Source organism: Mesorhizobium sp. CAU 1741, from assembly GCF_039839275.1.
GTDB lineage: Bacteria > Pseudomonadota > Alphaproteobacteria > Rhizobiales > Rhizobiaceae > Aerobium.
Map to the genome: position 1 here is coordinate 21,193 of NZ_JBDOQP010000005.1, position 18,890 is coordinate 40,082.

The following is an 18,890-nucleotide window of genomic DNA, read 5'->3' on the forward strand; positions in this document are numbered from 1 at the left end:
AGAACAATATCATCGATTCCGTGCTGAATAAAGGAATATGTTGACAGGTCTGGTCAAACGCGTTTTCCTGAGACGGCAAATTCAAGTCTACGGACATCAGGGGGCGGGAGGCTGCGACGAGCCTTTCGATCCTGCGCCCCACAAGGGCGTGGGAGGGGACAGTCGTGCCTTCACCTGCTTTCCCATGACCTGCTTTGGTGCAAAGGGGACGAGCGGATGCTTCCATTTCTCATCAAGCGCCTCGGCTTTGCCATCCTGACCCTGTTCTGCGTGCTGACGCTGGTCTTCCTGATCGTGCGCATCCTGCCGGGTGACCCGGCGCTGGTGATCCTCGGCGACCAGGCGAGTCCGGCCAGCGTCGCGGCGCTGCGCGAGCGCCTGGGGCTCGACCAGCCGCTCCTCGTCCAGTACGGCCAGTTCCTGCTGCAGGCGATGCGGGGCGACCTCGGCAACTCGATGGTGACGGGGCGCCCGGTCTCGCAGGAAATCCTGACCGTGCTTCCCTATACGCTGGAGCTGACGATCGCCGCGCTGGCGCTGGGCGTGGCGCTTGGCGTGCCGGCCGGCGTCTGGGCCGCGGTGCGGCGCAACCGCCTTCCCGATTACGTCTTGCGCTTCATCTCGCTGCTCGGCCTGTCGCTGCCGGCCTTCGTCGCTGCGATCGTGCTCCTGATGGTGTTCGCCATCCAGCTCCGCTGGTTTCCCGTCATCAGCGCCGGCTCGGGCGAGACCATCGCCGACCGGCTGCGGCAGATGGCGCTGCCGACGCTGGCGCTGGCGCTCATCATGATGGCGTACATCACCCGCGTCACCCGCTCGGCCATGCTGGAGGTGCTGAACCAGGACTTCGTGCGCACCGCGCGCGCCAAGGGCGCGAGCCGGGCCGCCGTCGTCTGGAGCCACGCGCTCGGCAATTGCATGATCCCCATCACCACCGTCGTCGGGCTCTATCTCGGCATCCTGATCGGCAATTCGGTGCTGACGGAAATCGTCTTCTCACGCCCCGGCCTCGGCAAGCTGATCCTCACCGCGCTGACCCAACGCGACTACACGCTGCTGCAGGGCATGATCGTCGTCTACACGCTGATGGTCGTCGTCGTGAATCTGTTGACCGACCTGACCTATGGCCTCCTCGATCCGCGGGTTCAGTACAAATGACCGACACCACGCTTGCAAACGAGGTTCCGGCGAAACGGCAAAGCGGATTCCGCAGTTTCATCGGGCGGCTGAATCTCTCGACCTGGATCGGGCTGGCGATCGTCCTGGCACTGGTGGCGGCGGCGATATTCGCGCCGCAGCTCGCCACCCATGAACCGGCCCGCCAGAACATCATGGACCAGTTGATCCCGCCCGGTTCGCAATACCTGCTGGGCTCCGACCAGTTCGGGCGCGACATCTGGTCGAGGCTGCTCTACGGCGCGCGCTATTCTCTGACCATCGGGATGTTCGCCATCATGCTCGCGCTGGTGGTGGGCACGCTGATCGGCATGATCGCCGGCTATCTCGGCGGGCGCATCGACATCATCTTCATGCAGGTGATGGACGTGGTGCTGGCCTTCCCCTCGCTCATCCTCGGCCTTGCGCTGGTGGCACTGATGGGGGCGACGCTGACCAACATCATCATCGCCATCGCGTTCACCGCCACACCGGCCTTCGCGCGGATCGCACGCGCCGGCGTCATTGCCCAGCGCGACCGGGAATATGTGCAGGCCTGCCGGGCAATGGGTTTTTCGGGACCGCGCATCCTGTTTCGCCACATCACGCCGGCGATCCTGCCGGAGGTGATGGTCATGGCCTCGCTGTGGATGGCGACCGCCGTGCGCACCGAGGCGTCGCTCGCCTTCATCGGGCTGGGGCTCGCGCCACCCACGCCGACATGGGGCGGCATGGTGCGCGACGGCTTCGACAACATACTGAGTGCGTTCCATCTCGCGCTCGTCCCGAGCCTGGCGATCCTCGTTCTGGTGCTGGCGTTCAACCTGATCGGCGACGGCCTGCGCGATGCCATCGATCCCCGGCTGAAGGACGCTTCGTGATGGACCATAAGCCCGTCATTTCGGTTCGCAACCTGAGCATCTCCTTCGGCCGCAGCACGGTCGTGCACGACCTGAATTTCGACATTGCCTCCGGCAGTACGCTCGCCGTGGTCGGCGAGTCGGGCTCGGGCAAGAGCGTCACCTCGCTGGCGATCATGGGCCTCCTGCCCGAGCGGATCGGCCGGGCAACCGGTTCGATAACGCTCGAGGGCCGCGAATTGCTGGGACTGCCCGAGCCGCAGATGCGCAAGGTGCGCGGCGGCCACGTCAGCATGATCTTCCAGGAGCCGATGACCTCGCTCAACCCGGTGCAGCGCATCGGCGACCAGCTTGCCGAGGCGATCAGCATCCATCGCGGCCTGCGCGGCGCGGCGCTGAGCGCAGCGGTGGTTGAGATGCTGCGAAAGGTGCGCATCCCCGATCCCGAAACCCGCATGCGGCATTATCCGCACACGTTCTCGGGCGGCATGCGCCAGCGCGTCATGATCGCCATGGCGCTTGCCTGCAACCCGGCGCTGATCATCGCCGACGAGCCGACCACCGCGCTCGACGTGACGGTGCAGGCGCAGACGCTGGCCCTGCTGAAGGACCTGCAGCGCGAGACGGGTGCGGCGGTGCTGTTCATCACCCACGACATGGGCGTGGTGGCCGAGGTGGCGGATCATGTGCTGGTGATGCGCGCGGGCCGCGAAATCGAGAGCGGCACGGTGCACGAGGTCTTTTCCAATCCGCGTGATGCCTACACCCGCAGCCTGATCGAGGCCGCGCCGAGCCTGGTCGGCAAGCTCGCCGACACGGCGGTCGCCGCGCATCCGGTCGAGGGCGTGCCGGCGATGCCGGCAGGCGAAACGCCGGTGCTGGAGATCGAGGACCTGGCCGTGCGCTTCCCCGTCCACAGCGGCTTCTTCGGGCGGCTGACGGGTATGGTCCATGCGGTGGAGGACGTGTCCTTCGCCATCGGCAAGGGCGAGACGCTCGGGCTCGTGGGCGAATCGGGTTCCGGAAAGTCGACCATCGGCAAGGCGGTGATCAACCTGGCGCCGATCCATTCCGGCGCGGTCAAGGTGGCGGGCGAGCGCGTCGACTATGATGATCCGCAAAGCCTGGCGCGGATGCGCCGCGCCGTCCAGATGATCTTCCAGGACCCTTTCGGCTCGCTCAATTCGCGCCAGACCATCGGTTCCGCGATTGTCGAGCCGATGCACGTGCACGGGCTGGCGCGCGGCGCGGAGGCGGTCGAGAAAATGGAATGGCTGATGCAGCGCGTCGGCCTCGATCCGGCGCGCGCGGCCAGCCTGCCGCACGAGTTCTCCGGTGGGCAGCGCCAGCGCATCTGCATCGCGCGGGCGCTGGCCATGTCGCCGAAGCTCATCATAGCGGACGAGGCCGTGTCGGCACTCGACGTGACGATCAAGGGACAGATCATCGACCTGATGATCGATCTCCAGGAGGAGTTCGGCGTCTCCTACCTGTTCATCAGCCATGACATGGCGGCCGTGGAGCGCATCTGCGATCGGGTCGCGGTGATGTATTTCGGCAAAATCGTCGAGATCGGCGCGCGCGACGACGTGATCGGCCGGCCCGGACACGACTACACGCAACGTCTGTTGTCGGCGATCCCGATCACCCATCCCGACCAGCGCGGCACCAGGGCCGTTCCGCCGGCCGGCGGTGACGGCCCGCCACGCAGCCCGATCAAACCGCTCGACCATCACCCGTCACCGGCGCGTTGGAGCATGGCCTCGCAAGGCCATTTCATTCGCTACGCCGGCTGAACGCAGCAGCAAAGAGGACCCCGCCTGCATGCATGCAATAGAAGAACTCGCCGGCTTCGTCGCCGGCCATCGCGAAGGAACGTTGCCGAAGCCGGCGCGTGAGACCGCCGCCTTGCTGGTCACCGACCTGATCGCGGCGACAGCGGCGGGGCTGAACTCGACGCTGGCTGCGTCCGCCCGGGCAGCGGCGGCCGAGCTCTACGGTTCGGGCGCCGCACGTGTCTGGCTGACCGGACACTCGCTGAGCATCGCGGGCGCCGCCATGGCCAATGCGGCAGCCGCCAGCGCGCTCGACATTGACGACGGCCATCGCGGCGCGGCGGGCCATGCCGGCGCCGGTGTCGTGCCCGCCGCGCTCGCGGTCGGGCAGGCCATCGGCGCGCCGGACGAGCGTATCCTCGACGCGATCGCGCTGGGCTACGACATCGCCCTGCGGGTGGCGACGTCCCGTCCCACGGCAATCATAGAAACCTATTCCAGCGGCCGTTGGGTCGGTTACGGCGCCGCCGCGGCCGCGGGACGCCTGCTCGGGCTCGATGCCGGCCAGATGGCCCACGCACTGGCGATCGCCGGAGCCGAGGGGCCGATCAGTTTCCCGACCGGAAGCTCGCTCTATCAGGGCAGCACGGTGAAGGAAGTGATCCCGCCCGCCGTTGTCGCGGGCCTGACCGGTGCCTTTCGCGCCCGCGCGGGAGCAAACGGACCGCTCGACCTCCTGGACGACGATGGCCGCCATGTACGCGCTGTGCTCACGGGTGGGCTGGGTGAAACGTGGTGGCTTCAGCAATGCTACCTGAAGCCCTATGCCTGCTGCCGCTACATGCACGCCGCGATCGATGCGATCGTGGAGCTGCGTGACTTCGGCAAGCCGGTCTCGAAGTTGCGCATCGAGACCTTTCCGCAGGGCTTGCGCCTGTCCAATGCACGGGCGCCGAAGACGCTGGAGGGCGGGCAGTACAGCTTCTATTTCAGTTGTGCGCTCGCAGCGCTGCACGGCGCGGAGGCGCTGCAGCCGGTCGATCCCGCGCGGCTCGCGGACGCCGAGGTGCTCGAACTTGCCGCCCGCATCGAACTTGCCGCGCATGAGGACTTCGCCGCTTCATTCCCCGTCGGCACGCCGTGCCGGGTTATTCTCGACCAGGGCGACGGGCCACAGAGCCTGACCGTGCCGCACCCGCTGGGAGACGTCGCCAACCCGATGTCGCGGGCGCAGGTCACCGAGAAATTCCGCCGCATCGCCGCCGGCAGCATGGGCCCCGACTGGCAGGACAACGTCCTGGCTGCGCTGGACGGGTTGCTCGACCAGGGGTTCGGCCCGCTCTTTGCTGCGCTGGCCGCGCCACGACTGATCCTTGCAGCAGAATAAAGCCGATAACCAATGGAGGTAGGAACAATGATACGCAAGATTTCCGGAACTGTCGTCATGACCGCGCTGCTCGCCGGCGTCGCACTCGCGCCGCTGCCGGCCCATGCGGCGAAGACGGAGCTGAACCTCGGCGCGGCCGCCGCGGACATCGGCTCGCTGGACCCGCATTATGCCGCCAGCACCACCGACCGCACGCTTGTCGCGTGGATCTATGGCGGGCTGGTGCGTTTCGCTCCCGGCACCACCGACCCGGCACAGATCGAACCTGACCTAGCCGAGAGCTGGGAAGTCAGCGACGACAATCTCGTCTGGACGTTCAAGCTGCGCGAAGGCGTGCAGTGGCATCACGGCTATGGCGAGGTCACGGCGGAAGATGTGGTGTTCAGCCTGGAAAAGTCGGCGGATTCCGACCGCTCGGCCTTCGCCAGCGACTATAGCGCCTTTGAAAAGGTCGAGGCGGTCGACCCCTACACGGTGCGCATCACGCTGAAGAACGTGATCCCGAGCGTGCTCGGACCGCTGGCGAACTATGCCGGAGGGTTCATCATCAGCAAGAAGGCCTACGAGGAGCGCGGCGACGAATTCTCCCGCCGGCCGGTCGGCTTCGGCCCGTTCCAGCTCGATTCGATCGAACCCGGCGTGGCGGTGCATTTTACGGCGCATGCCGATTATTTCCGAGGCGCGCCAAAGCTGTCGAAGGTCACCTATCGCTTCCTGAACGCGGCCGCTGCGCGCGATCTGGCCTTCGTGGCCGGCGAGGTGGACGCCGCCACCGGGCTCGCCGACCAGCGCTGGCTGCAGCGCACGCTCGCCACGGAGGGTTCGACCGTGGACATCTTCGATCCGGCAGAACTGACCGTACTGCACATCAACACCAAGAAGGAGCCGTTCGACGACATCCGCGTGCGCCAGGCACTGGCCTACGCAATGGATCCCAGCCGCATTGCCCAGTATCGCGGCCCCGAGTTCACCCGCGTCGGCGAATCGGTGATCCCGTCGAACAATCTCGGCTACACCGAGGACAACGGCCTGCCCTCGTTCGATGCCGAAAAGGCCAAGGCACTGCTGGCAGAGGCTGGCTATCCCGACGGGCTGACCGTCAAGATGATCTCGAGCCAGCTTCCCAGCTACGAGTCCTCCAACCAGATCCTCCAGGCACAGCTCGAGGAGGCGGGCTTCACGCTGGAGCTGGAGCCGGTCGAGCATGCGACGTGGCACCAGATGATCCGCCAGGACCTGAGCCCGCTGGTCACCTACGGCGCCGCGCGCTTCCCGGTGGCGGACGTCTACCTGACCCAGTTCTTCCACTCCAACAGCATCATCGGCACACCGACGGCGGTGACCAATTTCAGCCATTGCGACGTGGCTGACGCGCAGATCGAGGCTGCCAGGGTCGAGACCGATCCTGAAAAGCAGATCGCGTTGTGGGAGGAAGCGCAGCGCCTGATCATCGAGGAGGTCTGCGGCATACCGATGACCGAGACGGCGCAGGTCTGGGCACGCAAGGAGAACCTCGACTGGGGCTTCGAGCTGAAGGGGTCCATGTCGCTGGGACCGCTCGTCACCGAACTCACCCACTTCACCGAATAACCGGACCGGGGCCGTGGCGATCGTTTTTCGCCACGGCCTCCTTCCGCCAGATGGCGACCATGTCCAGACAGACCTTTCCGAGCTATTCCAATATCTGCGGCTGGAACGCGATGCTGCCGCCGCGAACGCCCCGCCCCGCACTCTCTGACGACCTGACCGTGGACTATGCGGTGGTCGGCGCCGGCTTCACCGGCCTCGCCGCCGCCCGCCGGCTGAGCGAACTCGACCCGCAGGCACGCATCGCCGTGCTGGAGGCAACGACGGTGGGCGAGGGGGCGTCGGCACGCAATTCCGGCTTCACCGGTTCCGACGTGCTGCCACGCACGGCGACCCTGCAGGGCGCGGAGAAGGCGCGCCTTCAGACCGCGCTGATGCGCGGCGCCTTCGACTGGCTGACCGGCCTCATCCAGGAACACCGCATCGACTGCGACATGCAGAAGGTCGGTTCGATACGCGCTGCCGCCACGCCGGCCGGCGAGGCCTCGCTGCGCAAGGTGGTCGAGGTCGCGCAGGTCAACGGCATCAAGCACGCGGTGCTCGATCGCGCCGCGATCGGTGAGCGCATCGGCTCCGACTATTACAGGTTCGGCATCCATCTCAACGACACCTACCTGCTTCAGCCGGCCGCGCTGATCCGGGGCCTGGCTGACGCGCTGCCTGAAAGCGTCGCGCTTCACGAGAACACGCCGGTGCAGCAGATTGCGCGCAGCGGCGATGGGTGGGAACTCGCCACCGAAGGCGGGCACGTGCGGGCGCGCTGCGTGGTGCTGGCCAATAACGGCTTCATCCGCAAGTTCGGCTATCTGACGCTGCGCATGGCGACGATCTATACCTATGCCGCCGTCACCGCGCCGGTGCCCGATGCAGACCTGCCGCATCTGGGCGCGATGCCTGCGTGGGGTCTGCTTCCCTCGCACCGGCTGGGCACCACGTTGCGCCGGATAGGGCGCGACCGGATCATGGTGCGCTCGCTCTACGCGCATGAGAACCAGGTCGAGCAGGAGACGGCCGCAGCCAAGCTTCGAGACCGTTTCGAGCGCCGCTGGCCGGGTCTGCGTCATGTCAAGTTCGAGTATCTGTGGGGTGGCGCCACGGCTTTCACCATGAACGGGGCCCCCTGGTGGGGAAAGCTCGATGACGGGCTCTACGCGTCCGGCGGCTGCAACGGCTCCGGTATCGCCAAGGGGACCATGCTTGGCGGCCGCCTGGCCGAACTGATCCGCGGTGTCGGCGATCCGGCGGAGGTGATCGACGCCATGGGCGTGGCAAGCCGCATCGCGCCCGAACCGTTCCGCAGCATCGGCTTTCGTGTCATCTCGGCGCTGGAAAGCCGCAGGGCCGGCCTCGAAGCCTGACCGGGCACAAGAAGGGATCATCCATGAAGATCGAACGATTCGACGTCAACGCGCGCCGCAGCCGGCTCGTGAAATACAACGGCGTCGCCTACCTGTCGGGACAGTTCTCCGACAATGCCGGCGACGTGGCGACCCAGACGCGCGAGACGCTCGCCAAGATAGACGACCTTCTGGCGCGCGCGGGAACCGACAAGTCGCGCCTGCTCACCGCCGAGGTCTGGATCACGACGATGGCCGACTTCGCCGCGATGGACGCGGTGTGGAACGAATGGGTCTCTCCCGGCAACCCACCCACGCGCTGCTGCTGCGCCGTCGAACTGGGCGACCCGGACATGCGCGTCGAGATCATGGTCTCGGCCGCGCTTGGCGATATCGACGAGGTGCCGTTGGAGGACCGATGATATCGGGCGCCGCGGGGCGACCGCCGGTCAGGCCGGCGCTATTGCCGCCGAGGCGCCGCCATCGACAACCAGCGTCTCGCCGGTCATGAACGTGTTGGCGTCTGAAAGAAGGAACATCACGGCTTCCGCGACTTCTTCCACGCGCGCGACGCGCCCGAGGGGCGTGGCGCGGTTCCAGAGCTGGCGCGAGGGCGCGCTGTCGCCTTCCTGAAGCCCGGCGGTGACCGGGCCGGGGGCAACCGCGTTGGCGAGGATGCCGTGCGGCGCCAGTTCGATCGCCATGGCCCGGGTAAGCGCCAGGATCGCGCCCTTGGAGGCGGCATAGGCGGACCGTCCATGGCTGGTGCGCAGGCCATGCACCGAGGCGATGTTCACGAGCCGCCCGCCGGAGGCGTTCGCCACCATCACACGCGCCGCCGCCTGCATGGCGAGGAAGCCGCCGACAATATTGACGGCCGTCACCGCGTGGAGGTCATCCGCCGTCACGTCGAGAAAACCGCCGCGCCGGATGATGCCCGTGGCGTTGACACAGGCGTCGAGGCGGCCGGCGCCCGCGACGTGCCCGAAGGCGTCGTCGATGCTGTCTGGAGAGGTGACGTCGCAAGCGACGAAGCGCGCGCCCGAGGTGCCATGGCGCTTCTCGACGTCGTCGCGTCTGGCGGGAAGATCGAGCAGGAACACCTGGTCGCCGCGTTCGATCAGCCGTTCCGCGATATGCTGCCCGATGCCGCCTCCCGCGCCAAGCACCACCGAAACGCGCATATCATCCCCCGAAATGTATTATAATCCGATTGATCCTTATATGCGCGACGCTATAGTCGCAAGCAACCGCAGCCCACTGGCAGTGGTGCGTTGCTTGAGGAAGGCCCGGGGGAGACCGCGCCTGCGGCGGGATGGAGGGCAAGGTGATCGGAGGCGGCGCGGAAGCGATGCGGCATGGGCCGGGCGCGGGCCCGGTCGTGCAACATCTGGTCGACGACCTCCGCCGCGCGATCTCGCTCGGGGAATTCCGTCCCAGCCGCAAGCTCAAGATCGAGGAACTGCGCCGGCACTTCGGCGTCAGCGCCATTTCCGTGCGCGAGGCGCTGTCGATCCTGACGGGCGAAGGCTATGTCAGCGCCTTCCCGCAACGCGGGTTCTTCGTCAGCGCCTACTCGCTCGAAACCCTGCGCGACATGACGCGGGTTCGCGGCGAGATGGAAAGTGTCGGGCTTCGCTGGTCTATGCGCAACGCCACCCGGGACTGGCGGGCCACGGTTGCCGGGGCCTATCACGCGCTCAACGAGGCCGAAAAGCTGGTCCGCGAGGACCGCGCCGTGCATGGCGTGGAATGGGACAGTCGAAACAGGGATTTTCACCTGGCCTTGTGCGCGGGATGCGGGTCGCCGACGCTTCTGGAACAGGTTCAGTCATTTTACGATCTGACGCGGCGCTACCGTCTGGCGTCCTTGACGGACACCGGCACGCCACGCGCGGATTCGATGCGTGAGCATCAAGAGATCTTCAGTCTGGTGCTGGAGGGGGAGGCCGAGAAGGCCGAGGAGACCCTGAGACAGCACATCTGGAGGGCAACCAGCGATATCTGAACCGCGGATTTCGCCAAAGCAACAAAGGGAGGATCGGAAATGTTCCACTTCAAATCCATCATGCTCGCATCGGCGGTATCCGTCGCCGCCGCCATTGCAGGCATCCAGGGTGCCGACGCGCAGACGCGCGTCACCTACAAGTCGGCAGCCTCGGGAACGGCGTATTACCAGATGGGCGTCGAGCTCTCGGAAGCGATCCGCAGCGGCACGTCCGACGCCGTCGTGCTGACGCTCGAGGAAAGCCAGGGGTCGGTCCAGAACGTCCTGGAGGTGTCGGTCAGGCAGGGCAACTACGTGTTTACCACGCCGCCCGGGCTGGTGCGCCAGTCGCAGGCGGGCGAGGGTCCGTTCGCGGACCGGCCGAGCGAACGATACGCCGAGATCCGCGGCCTTTTCCCGATTCCCGCGATCACCATGCACATCGTGGTCGGCGGCGACGAGGGCGTCATCGGCCTCGACGACCTGGAAGGCAAGCGCATTCTCATCGGGCGCGGCAGCTTCGGCGCAACGGAGGCGCAGCGCTACATCGACCTGTTCGAAATGGGAGACCGGATCACGATCGCCAACGCGGAAATCGGCAGTGGACCGGACGCGCTCAAGAACGGCCAGATCGACGGTTTCGTCACGGCCAGTTCCTTCCCCACGCCGAACGTCATCGAAACGGCCGCCGGCATGCCGATCAGCCTCGTCTCCTTCACCGACGAGCAGATCGAGGCGACGGGCGCCGCGCGCCAGACCATTCCCGCCGGGACCTATCCGGGCATCGACGAAGACGTGCAGACGACCTCGCTACCCGTCATCGCCTATACCACCACGGACATGGATGACGACACGGCATACCAGATCACCAAGACATTCTGGGAGCGTCGTGACGCGCTGGCACAGAACACGCCCTGGTGGGGTGGCATCGTGCCGGAGATGGTGGGCAACATTGCCGGAAAGATCCACCCCGGAGCCATCCGCTACTACGACGAGGCCGGGTTCGACATTCCAGACGAACTCCGCTGAGGCCTGCCGTCGCTGCCCCGTCAGCGGGGCGGCGACTGTGCCGATCACCGCGCGTGGCGCCGCTCACAAAGACTTTGCCGGTACATCATGTCGATGCCAATCGAAAACGCGGCTCCGCCGCAGGAAGCGCGCGCCAACATCCATATTGGCTGGGTGACGCTGGGCGCCATTTCTGTGGTCTTCCATCTCGGCCTGATCTTCTACGGTCTGACGCCGGCGCTGATCAGCCGTCCGATCCACATGGCGCTGACGCTGCCTTGGATCCTCGTCTTTGCCGCCAAGGGTCGGGTGCAGCGCGTCAGCGGTTGGGTCCTGACCGTGCTCGGCGTTGCGGCATGCGGCTGGATCGCGCTCAACGAAGAGCATCTCGCCAACCAGTACGGCTTCATCAGCGACAATTTCCAGATGGTCATCTCGGTTTTCCTGATCGTGCTGGCGCTCGAAACAGCGCGTCGGGCCATCGGGTGGCCCTTGCCGCTGGTGGCGGCGGCCGCTCTGGTCTACGCGGTCTTCGGCGACCGCATCCCCGGCGAGTTCGGACATCCCGGGCTGCCGATGCAGACATTCGTCGGGACGTTGACGATTGCCGAGGGCGGACTGTGGGGCTCGCTCACCGGTGTCAGCGTCGGCGTCGTGGCGATTTTCGTCATATTGGGCGCGATGCTGAACGCCGGTGAAGCTGGGCAGGGGTTCATGAACCTCGCCAGCGCCGTTGCCGGACGTCTCACCGGTGGCGCGGCCAAGGTCGCTGTGCTTTCCTCGGCGCTGTTCGGATCGATTTCCGGCTCGGCCTCCGCCAACGTGGCATCGACCGGCGCCATCACCATTCCAACGATGATCCGCCTGCGCTACCCACGCTCGTTTGCCGGCGCGGTCGAGGCGGTCGCCTCTTCCGGCGGCCAGATCATGCCGCCCCTGATGGGCGCGGGCGCGTTCGTGATGGTGGAACTGACCGGCACGCCCTATTCCCAGATCATTATGGCGGCGATCCTGCCTTCGATTCTGTATTTCACAACCGTATGGATCGGCATCGACGCCTATGCGACGCGCTACGACCTGAAGCCGCTGGATGCCAGCCAGCAGCCGGGCGGGCGGGAAGTCTTCATCACCTCGATGTTCTTTGCGGTTCCGTTCGTGATCCTGCTCGAACGCATGTTCCATGGCGGGTTCACGCCACAATATTCCGCCAGCATCGCCATCCTCGCGGCCGCCCTGCTGCTGTTCGTGAATGCGCGCCTCGAATTCTCGCTTCGCGGGTTTGCCGTCCGCCTAGCCGACGCGCTGGTCAATTCGGGAAAGCAGATCGCGCTGATCGGGTCGATCATCATCTGCGCCTCGCTGGTCATTGGCGTTCTCGCCATGACCGGGCTGGGGGTGAAGGTCACCTCCCTGATCCTGTCGGTATCCCGCGACGCCCTGTGGCCGGCGCTCGTGCTGACCGCGATCGCCTGCCTGATCCTCGGCATGGAAGTTCCCACGACCGCCGCCTACGTCATCTGCGTGTCGGTGGCCGGACCCGCGCTGACGGCGCTGGGGCTCGAGCCGTTGCTCGCGCATCTCTTCGTGTTCTGGTTCGCGCTGATTTCGACCATCACGCCGCCGGTATGCGGCGCCGTCTTCATCGCCGCGGGCATGGCCGAGGAGAACTGGCTGAAAGTGGCGCTGACGGCGATGGCGCTGGGCATCGGCCTCTACATCATTCCGCTGGCCATGGTCGCCAATCCGGACATCATCCGCCTTTCCACCGAACCGGCTGCAGCCCTGATCGATTCCGCGAAGATCGCGATCGGGCTGGCGGCGGTGTCCTATGGCGTTCTGTCGAAACTCGCTCCGGCTCTGCGCGTGGGACTCATCCTGGCCGGGTTGGGGGCTATTTTCCTGATCTGACGCCGGCGAACAGACGGACGGCGGGCGCTTCCGGGTCGAGCACGAAATCCTCCGTCAGCGGTTCTCGCCCGAACAGGACCCATGCATCGAGCGCGGCGCCGAGTTCGCGATCAACGCGCAGCCGATCGGGATATCGAGCGGCAACATCCAATGCGGCGATGCCAGAATCGTAACGGCCGGCGAGAAGCCCCTCAGCCACCGCAACGATCGTCGGTTCCTCGACCTGCGTCGGCCAAGGGGACAGGTCGGTGTAGTGTCGCGTGGCCGGCTGCAGGCCGATCGACCCTGGCACCGTGACCTCCGTTCGGCTGAGGATTGCAAGCGGCCTGCTCCTGGCGATGAAGGTGTCGACGATGAACGCGCGACCCATCGTCCTGCTGACCCACTCGCTGTGCGAAGCATGTGCCGAGACCTGCAGCACATAGTCGACCGACCCGTCCAGCAGCGCGGCGAACGCCGCCGAGAAATCGCCGAACAGGCATTGCTGCCCATCGGCCAATCCGCGCCGGACGAGATAGTGCGACAGGATCAGTGCATGGTTGCTCTGGGAAGGCCCCAGCGTGCCGAAGATGGGATGCCGTTGGTCTGGTGTTTGGCTTGCCATGACATGCTCGGGCTTGTTTCCGGAAACGCCTCGCGTTGCCTACTCCATCATGTTGCGCGGGCGACGGACTCGCGTGAGAGCTGGCCGAGCTGGTGCAACAGGGCGCTGCCGGTACGGATGCCGTCGATAAAGCGTACGATCTCGAGATTCTCGTTGGGAGCGTGGTTTGCCTCGTCGGCATTGGCGTAAGGCACGACGAAGGACGGTATGCCAAGGATCTTCGTGAAGACGTAGTCGGGCAGGCTGCCGCCGGCGCTGGGATAGAGCAGCGGCTCCGTCCCGCGCGCGTCGACGATGGCCTTGCGGATCGGCGTGGCGAATGGCTGGTCGATCGGCGTCTTCGACGGCAGCATGCCGTGCCCGGGCACGAATTCGACGTCCGGCGCGTGGCGCTCGACATGGGCTGCGACCTTGTCGAGCACATAGTCGGGTGTCAGCGGCTCGACCAGGCGAATGTCGCATTTGGCGAAAGCCTCGCAGGGTAGCACCGTCTTCGACCCCGGCCCGCCATAGCCGCCATGCAGGCCATTGATCGTCAGCGTGGGATGAAACATCAGGCGCTCGTAGTAGCCGCGCTCGCGGGGTTCGTCGAACGCCGCCAGGCCGAGCTTGGCCTTGACGCCCTCGATGTCGACCGGAAGGTTGGCGACGGCGTCGCTTTCATAGTTCGTCGCGGCGATGACGGGCTCGTTGATGCCCTCGATGGTGATCTCGCCTTGCGGGGTTTTCATCGTGGCAAGCAGGTTGACGAGCTTCCAGATCGCGTTGGGAACCACGCCGCCGAAATTGCCGGAATGCACGTCCCGGTTCGCGGTCTTTGCCCGCAACTCGAACGTGGCGATGCCGCGAACGCCGAAATGGATGACCGGCGCGCCGGATTCATGCAGGGTGCCGTCCGAGGTGATCACCAGATCGGCCTTGAGGCGATCCGCGTGCTCGCGCACGAAGTCGGCGATCTGCGGGCTGCCGATTTCCTCCTCGCCCTCAAGCAGGAAGATGACGTTGCACGGCAGTTCGCCATGCACGGCAAGGTGCGACTCCAAGGCGAGGAGTTGGGCGAAGTGCTGGCCCTTGTTGTCGCCGATGCCGCGCGCATAGATGCGGCCGTTGCGGATGGTCGGCTCGAAGGGCGGGCTGTCCCACAGCTCCAGCGGGTCCGGCGGCTGGACGTCGTAGTGGCCGTAGAGCAGCACGGTCGGCTTGTCGGGCGACACGTCGCGCCGGCCCAGCACCATGGGATGGTTCTTCGTCGCCACGGTCTCGGCCTCCATGCCGAGCCCCTTGAGGATATCCACCAGCATGGCGGCGACTTCGCCGATGCCGACATTGTGGGCGCTGATGGACGGATGCCGGACATAGTCCATCACCCGGGTGATGAAAGAGTCGCGGTTTGCCTCGACATGGTCGAAAACGCGCTGGAGGCGTTCGTCTATTGTGCTCATTGCACCGGCCCTTCTGCTTTAGTCAGGAGCATGGCTCCATTCTCCGCGACATAGCCGTTCCATCCCGGCGCGACCAGCGTCGTCGTATCGAGCTGCGTCACGATCATCGGCCCCTTGAAGCGGGCACCGGCGCCGAACGCGCTTCGTTCGTAGAGCGGAACCTGCTGGACGCCGGTGGCGAACGCAACCGGCGCGTGATCATAGGGTTGCGGCACCGCCGAGACCGCCAAGGCGATCTGCGGCGGCTGTACCGTGACACCCGTCGCTTCCACGCGCAACGTCACCACCTCGATCGTGGTCTCCATGGCGAAGCCGTAAAGCTCCTTGTGGCGGGCGGCGAAATTGGCCTCCACCGCTTCGCTGGATCCCGCCCACGGGATTGAAATCTCACCGCCCTGGCCATGATAGCGCAGCAGGGCGACGCGGGAGATGCGCCTGTCCTGGTCGCCAACGCCTTCGGCCGCCAGCCATCCGTCGGCCTGCGCTTCCAGTTCATCGAAGACGGCTGCTGCAGCATCCATGTCCACGACGCCAGCGCGAGGGAGCGTACGGCTGAACTCGGCGCGCAGATCCGCGAAAAGCAGACCGTCTGCACACAGGATGCCTGGAGCCGGGGAGATCATGACGCTCGACATGCCAAGCAGTTCGGCCAGCGCGCAGCCATGCAGCGGACCGGCGCCGCCGAAAGGCATCAAGGTGAATTTTCGAGGATCATGGCCGCGCTCGACGGACACGACACGGACTGCCCCGACCATGTTGTTGTCCACGATGGCCAGCATGCCGCGTGCGGCCTCTTCGACCGACAGGCCGAGTGGCCGGGCGACTTTGCCCTCGATCGCGGTGCGGGAGGCCTCGACGTCCAGTTCCATGCGGCCGCCGAGCAGCCGCGATGGCAGGTGACCGAGCGCGACATGCGCATCCGTCACCGTCGGTTCGGTTCCACCGTGTCCGTAGCAGGCAGGGCCTGGCCGCGCACCGGCACTTTGCGGACCGACGGAGAGCGTGGAATGCTCGATCCTGGCGATGGAGCCGCCGCCGGCCCCGATGGTGACCATGTCGACCATGGGAAGCGGAAGGGGCCACTCGCCCACCTTGCCCTGCTGGGTGAGGCCGATACGTCCATCCTTGATGAGACAGATGTCGGCGCTGGTGCCGCCGATATCGACAGTGATGATGTCGGCTATGCCGCAGGCAGCGGCGACAGCGCGCGCGCCGACCACGCCGGCGGCAGGGCCGGACAACGCCGTCAGGGCAGGAGCCTGGCGGATGGCGGCTGCTCCCGCCACGCCGCCGTTCGACTGCATCAACAGCAGCGGCGCTTTCACCTTCTCGTCCGCCAGACGCTGTTCCAGCCTCTCGACATAGGTGGTGACGCCGGGCATGACGGAGGCGTTGAGAACCGTGGTCATCGATCGTTCGAACTCGCGGGCAACGGGAAGCACGTCCGTCGAAATCGTCACGGCGACGCCCGGCAGCTCGGCGCGCAGGATCTCCGCTACGCGTCGCTCATGGGCGGGATTGGCGAATGCATGAAGCAGGCAGACGCCGACGGCCTCGACCTGCATATCGCGGATGGCGGCGGCGGCGGCGAGCACGCTCGTCTCGTCGAGCGGCAATGTCACCTCGCCGCCCGCAATGATGCGCTCGTCTATTTCCACGATGCGCGAGGCGGGCACCGGACGCTCCGGCTTCACCCAGGTGTAGAAATTCGAGTGACGTGGAATATCCTGGCGGCCGATTGCCAGCACATGCCGGAATCCCCTCGTGGTGACGAGCGCCGAACGCGCGCCCTTGTCCTCCAGGATCATGTTGGTGGCGACGGTGGTGCCGTGAAGCACCTGCGTCAGGGCGGAGGCCGGCATTCCAGCGTCGGAGAGCGCAAGCCTGATCCCGTTCAGGAATGCTTCGGATGGGTCCGACGGTATGCTCGGCGTCTTGGCCCTCCAGACGCGTCCGGTAACCCGGTCAAGCAGCGATATGTCGGTGAAGGTGCCGCCGATGTCGACGGCGATCGAGAGTGACTCAGGCGAGGGCATCGACATACTCCTGGCGATGGAAACGGCGAACTGCGGGACGTGAGGATCGATGCGCCGTCGTGGCGGCCTCGTCGATGCGGTTGCCGTCGAAGACGACGCCGTAGTGACGCTCGGCCGCCTCGCGGCTGACGAAGCCGCCAAGCACATCTTCGAGAACGGCATCGAGGGCGCGATCGTAGGGGTGGCCATGTCCGCCGCCTCCGCCCGTCGCGACGCGAAGGATGTCGCCGCGAACCAGCCTGTTGCCGTCCGACAGCGGTTTGAGAACACGTTCGCGGTCGGTGCCGGGATTGACGATGGCGCGGCCGATGCCGCCCGACATGCCGCCATCGAAGCCCCAGGGGGGATTCGAAACGCCGGAAATGCGCAGCGACAGCATGACGTCCTCCGCCATGATCTCGTAGTCGCGCAGGATGCCGCAGCCGCCACGGAACCGTCCGGGGCCGCCGGAATCTTCCGCGATGCCGTAGGCGCGCAGCCGCACGGGGTATCCGGCCTCGAGAAATTCTACCGGATAGTTCTCCTGGGCGACGAAATAGACGGCGTCGATGCCGTCGGAATCCGGCCGTGCGCCATACCCGACGCCGATGCCGTCACCGAGCAGGAAGCGTTCGAGCCCACCGGTTTCGGTGCGGAACGTGCCGCGAAACGTGGCCACGACATAGGAGGAGTTGCCTGCCGCGGCATTGCCCCCGGCAGCGTTGATGAGGCCGGTCACCGAGGAGAAGACGCGCATCATGGTCAGGCCGCGCATGCCCAGCGCGGCTGGAAATTTTGGCAGCAGGATCGAGCCTTCGCGCAACCGCACCTCATCGATCGCATTGGGGCCGCCGGCATTGTTTATCTGCGAGGAATCGCCGCCGAGATAGTAGAGGCCGAGCGCGATGCCGGGCACGCCGACATTCATCAGATAGTTGATGGGCCCCACCGCCTGGTCGTCGGATTCGGTGGCGTCGAAGATGAACCGGTCCTCGCCGTCGCCGCCCCGCTCACGCGTCATGGCAAAGCGCAGCTTGAACGGTCCGTTGCCATGACCGTCGCCGTCAATCGAATCCGTGAAGCGGTGTGTGCCGTAGTCGAAGCTCTCCGCCAGCCGCTTGCGCACGAGGTTGCGCGTGCGCGCCAGCAATTGGGCGAATGCGTCCGAGACCACCTCGACGCCGAAACGCTCCATGATTTCGCGGACGCGACGCACGCCGAGCTCGACGCTTGCCATCAGCGCGCGCATGTCGCCTTCGCTTTCATCGGGAAAGCGCGAATTGCGGTGGAAGATTTCGAGCGCGGCCTGATTGAGCCTGCCGCCTTCGCTCAGGCGCGTCACCGGAATGATGATGCCTTCCTGGAAATTGTCCGTGGCGTCCGGGCTGATGGAGCCCGGGCGAATGCCGCCAATGTCGGCGAAGTGGGCCCAGCACATGACGAAGGCGCATCGCTTTCCGTCATGGAAGACCGGCGCGAGCAGCACCTGATCATTTGAGTGCGAGACGGCGCCGCGCGAGCCGTAGCAGTCACTGTACCAGAAGAGGTCGCCCGGCTTCATCTCGTCGACGGGATATTTCTCGAAGACGGGAGTCGTCATGTCACCGAAAAGCGGCACGTTGGAGCCGACCGCCATGACGCCGTCGGCATCGAAGAGGGCGGTGAAGAAGTCCTTCTTCTCGCGAATGCCGGCAGAAATGGCTGTACGCTCCAGCAGCGCTTCCATCTCGGCCCGCGCGGCCGCGATGGCGCCGCGGACGATCTCCAGGGAGATCGGGTCGCAGACAACCCTGGTTGACGTTTCCACGGGCGATAGATGCATCGG

Annotated in this window: 15 protein-coding genes; 10 read left to right on the forward strand and 5 right to left on the reverse strand. The window is 66.0% G+C overall.

What is annotated here, in order from left to right; translation table 11 throughout:
• Positions 1-216 precede the first annotated feature (216 nt).
• Genes AAFN84_RS19100 through AAFN84_RS19130 form a run of 7 tightly spaced genes read left to right on the forward strand, consistent with a single transcriptional unit; the run spans position 217 to position 8,523 of the window.
• A complete protein-coding gene (locus AAFN84_RS19100) occupies positions 217-1,158 on the forward strand; it encodes an ABC transporter permease (protein ID WP_347516260.1) in 942 nt (313 codons plus the stop codon).
• Positions 1,155-2,036, forward strand: a complete 882-nt coding sequence (locus tag AAFN84_RS19105; RefSeq protein WP_347516261.1) for an ABC transporter permease — start codon at positions 1,155-1,157, stop codon at positions 2,034-2,036. Before AAFN84_RS19100 ends, AAFN84_RS19105 begins: the two co-directional genes overlap by 4 nt.
• A complete protein-coding gene (locus tag AAFN84_RS19110) occupies positions 2,036-3,811 on the forward strand; it encodes an ABC transporter ATP-binding protein (protein WP_347516262.1) in 1,776 nt (591 codons plus the stop codon). The genes AAFN84_RS19105 and AAFN84_RS19110 overlap by 1 nt, the downstream gene beginning before the upstream one ends.
• A 28-nt stretch (positions 3,812-3,839) precedes the next feature.
• Positions 3,840-5,177, forward strand: coding sequence for an MmgE/PrpD family protein (locus AAFN84_RS19115; protein ID WP_347516263.1), 1,338 nt, complete (start codon positions 3,840-3,842; stop codon positions 5,175-5,177).
• 27 nt (positions 5,178-5,204) lie between these two features.
• Positions 5,205-6,767, forward strand: coding sequence for an ABC transporter substrate-binding protein (locus AAFN84_RS19120; RefSeq protein WP_347516264.1), 1,563 nt, complete (start codon positions 5,205-5,207; stop codon positions 6,765-6,767).
• Positions 6,768-6,826: 59 nt separating this feature from the next.
• The gene (locus AAFN84_RS19125; protein WP_347516265.1) at positions 6,827-8,122 is read left to right on the forward strand and encodes an FAD-binding oxidoreductase; all 1,296 of its coding nucleotides are present in this window, start codon (positions 6,827-6,829) and stop codon (positions 8,120-8,122) included.
• 23 nt (positions 8,123-8,145) lie between these two features.
• On the forward strand, positions 8,146-8,523 hold the full coding sequence (locus AAFN84_RS19130) for a RidA family protein (protein ID WP_347516266.1): 378 nt from the start codon (positions 8,146-8,148) through the stop codon (positions 8,521-8,523).
• A 27-nt stretch (positions 8,524-8,550) separates the two neighbouring features.
• Here AAFN84_RS19130 and AAFN84_RS19135 read toward each other — a convergent pair whose 3' ends face one another.
• Positions 8,551-9,285: an SDR family oxidoreductase gene (locus tag AAFN84_RS19135; protein ID WP_347516268.1), complete on the reverse strand. Its 735-nt coding sequence runs from the start codon at positions 9,283-9,285 to the stop codon at positions 8,551-8,553.
• A 143-nt stretch (positions 9,286-9,428) separates the two neighbouring features.
• Between AAFN84_RS19135 and AAFN84_RS19140 the strand changes: the two genes are divergently transcribed.
• From AAFN84_RS19140 to AAFN84_RS19150, 3 genes are all read left to right on the forward strand, one after another.
• Positions 9,429-10,109 (forward strand): GntR family transcriptional regulator, encoded by a 681-nt coding sequence (locus AAFN84_RS19140; RefSeq protein ID WP_347516269.1) that lies wholly within the window; start codon positions 9,429-9,431, stop codon positions 10,107-10,109.
• A gap of 39 nt (positions 10,110-10,148) precedes the next feature.
• Entirely contained in the window at positions 10,149-11,117 is a 969-nt protein-coding gene (locus tag AAFN84_RS19145; protein ID WP_347516270.1) for a TAXI family TRAP transporter solute-binding subunit, read from the forward strand.
• Between the two features lie 93 nt (positions 11,118-11,210).
• On the forward strand, positions 11,211-13,004 hold the full coding sequence (locus tag AAFN84_RS19150) for a TRAP transporter fused permease subunit (protein WP_347516632.1): 1,794 nt from the start codon (positions 11,211-11,213) through the stop codon (positions 13,002-13,004).
• Here the strand turns inward: AAFN84_RS19150 and AAFN84_RS19155 are convergent.
• Genes AAFN84_RS19155 through AAFN84_RS19170 form a run of 4 tightly spaced genes read right to left on the reverse strand, consistent with a single transcriptional unit; the run spans position 12,988 to position 18,887 of the window.
• Complete coding sequence (locus AAFN84_RS19155; RefSeq protein ID WP_347516271.1) at positions 12,988-13,608, reverse strand: hypothetical protein; 621 nt, start codon at positions 13,606-13,608, stop codon at positions 12,988-12,990. The two genes, AAFN84_RS19150 and AAFN84_RS19155, sit on opposite strands and share 17 nt — an antisense overlap.
• A 47-nt stretch (positions 13,609-13,655) precedes the next feature.
• A complete protein-coding gene (locus tag AAFN84_RS19160) occupies positions 13,656-15,050 on the reverse strand; it encodes a M20/M25/M40 family metallo-hydrolase (protein ID WP_347516272.1) in 1,395 nt (464 codons plus the stop codon).
• On the reverse strand, positions 15,047-17,086 hold the full coding sequence (locus tag AAFN84_RS19165; protein ID WP_347516274.1) for a hydantoinase/oxoprolinase family protein: 2,040 nt from the start codon (positions 17,084-17,086) through the stop codon (positions 15,047-15,049). Before AAFN84_RS19165 ends, AAFN84_RS19160 begins: the two co-directional genes overlap by 4 nt.
• Positions 17,073-18,887 carry a hydantoinase B/oxoprolinase family protein gene (locus AAFN84_RS19170; RefSeq protein WP_347516275.1) on the reverse strand — a complete coding sequence of 605 codons (1,815 nt, stop codon included), beginning with the start codon at positions 18,885-18,887 and terminating at the stop codon, positions 17,073-17,075. The genes AAFN84_RS19165 and AAFN84_RS19170 overlap by 14 nt, the downstream gene beginning before the upstream one ends.
• Between the last annotated feature and the right edge of the window lie 3 nt (positions 18,888-18,890).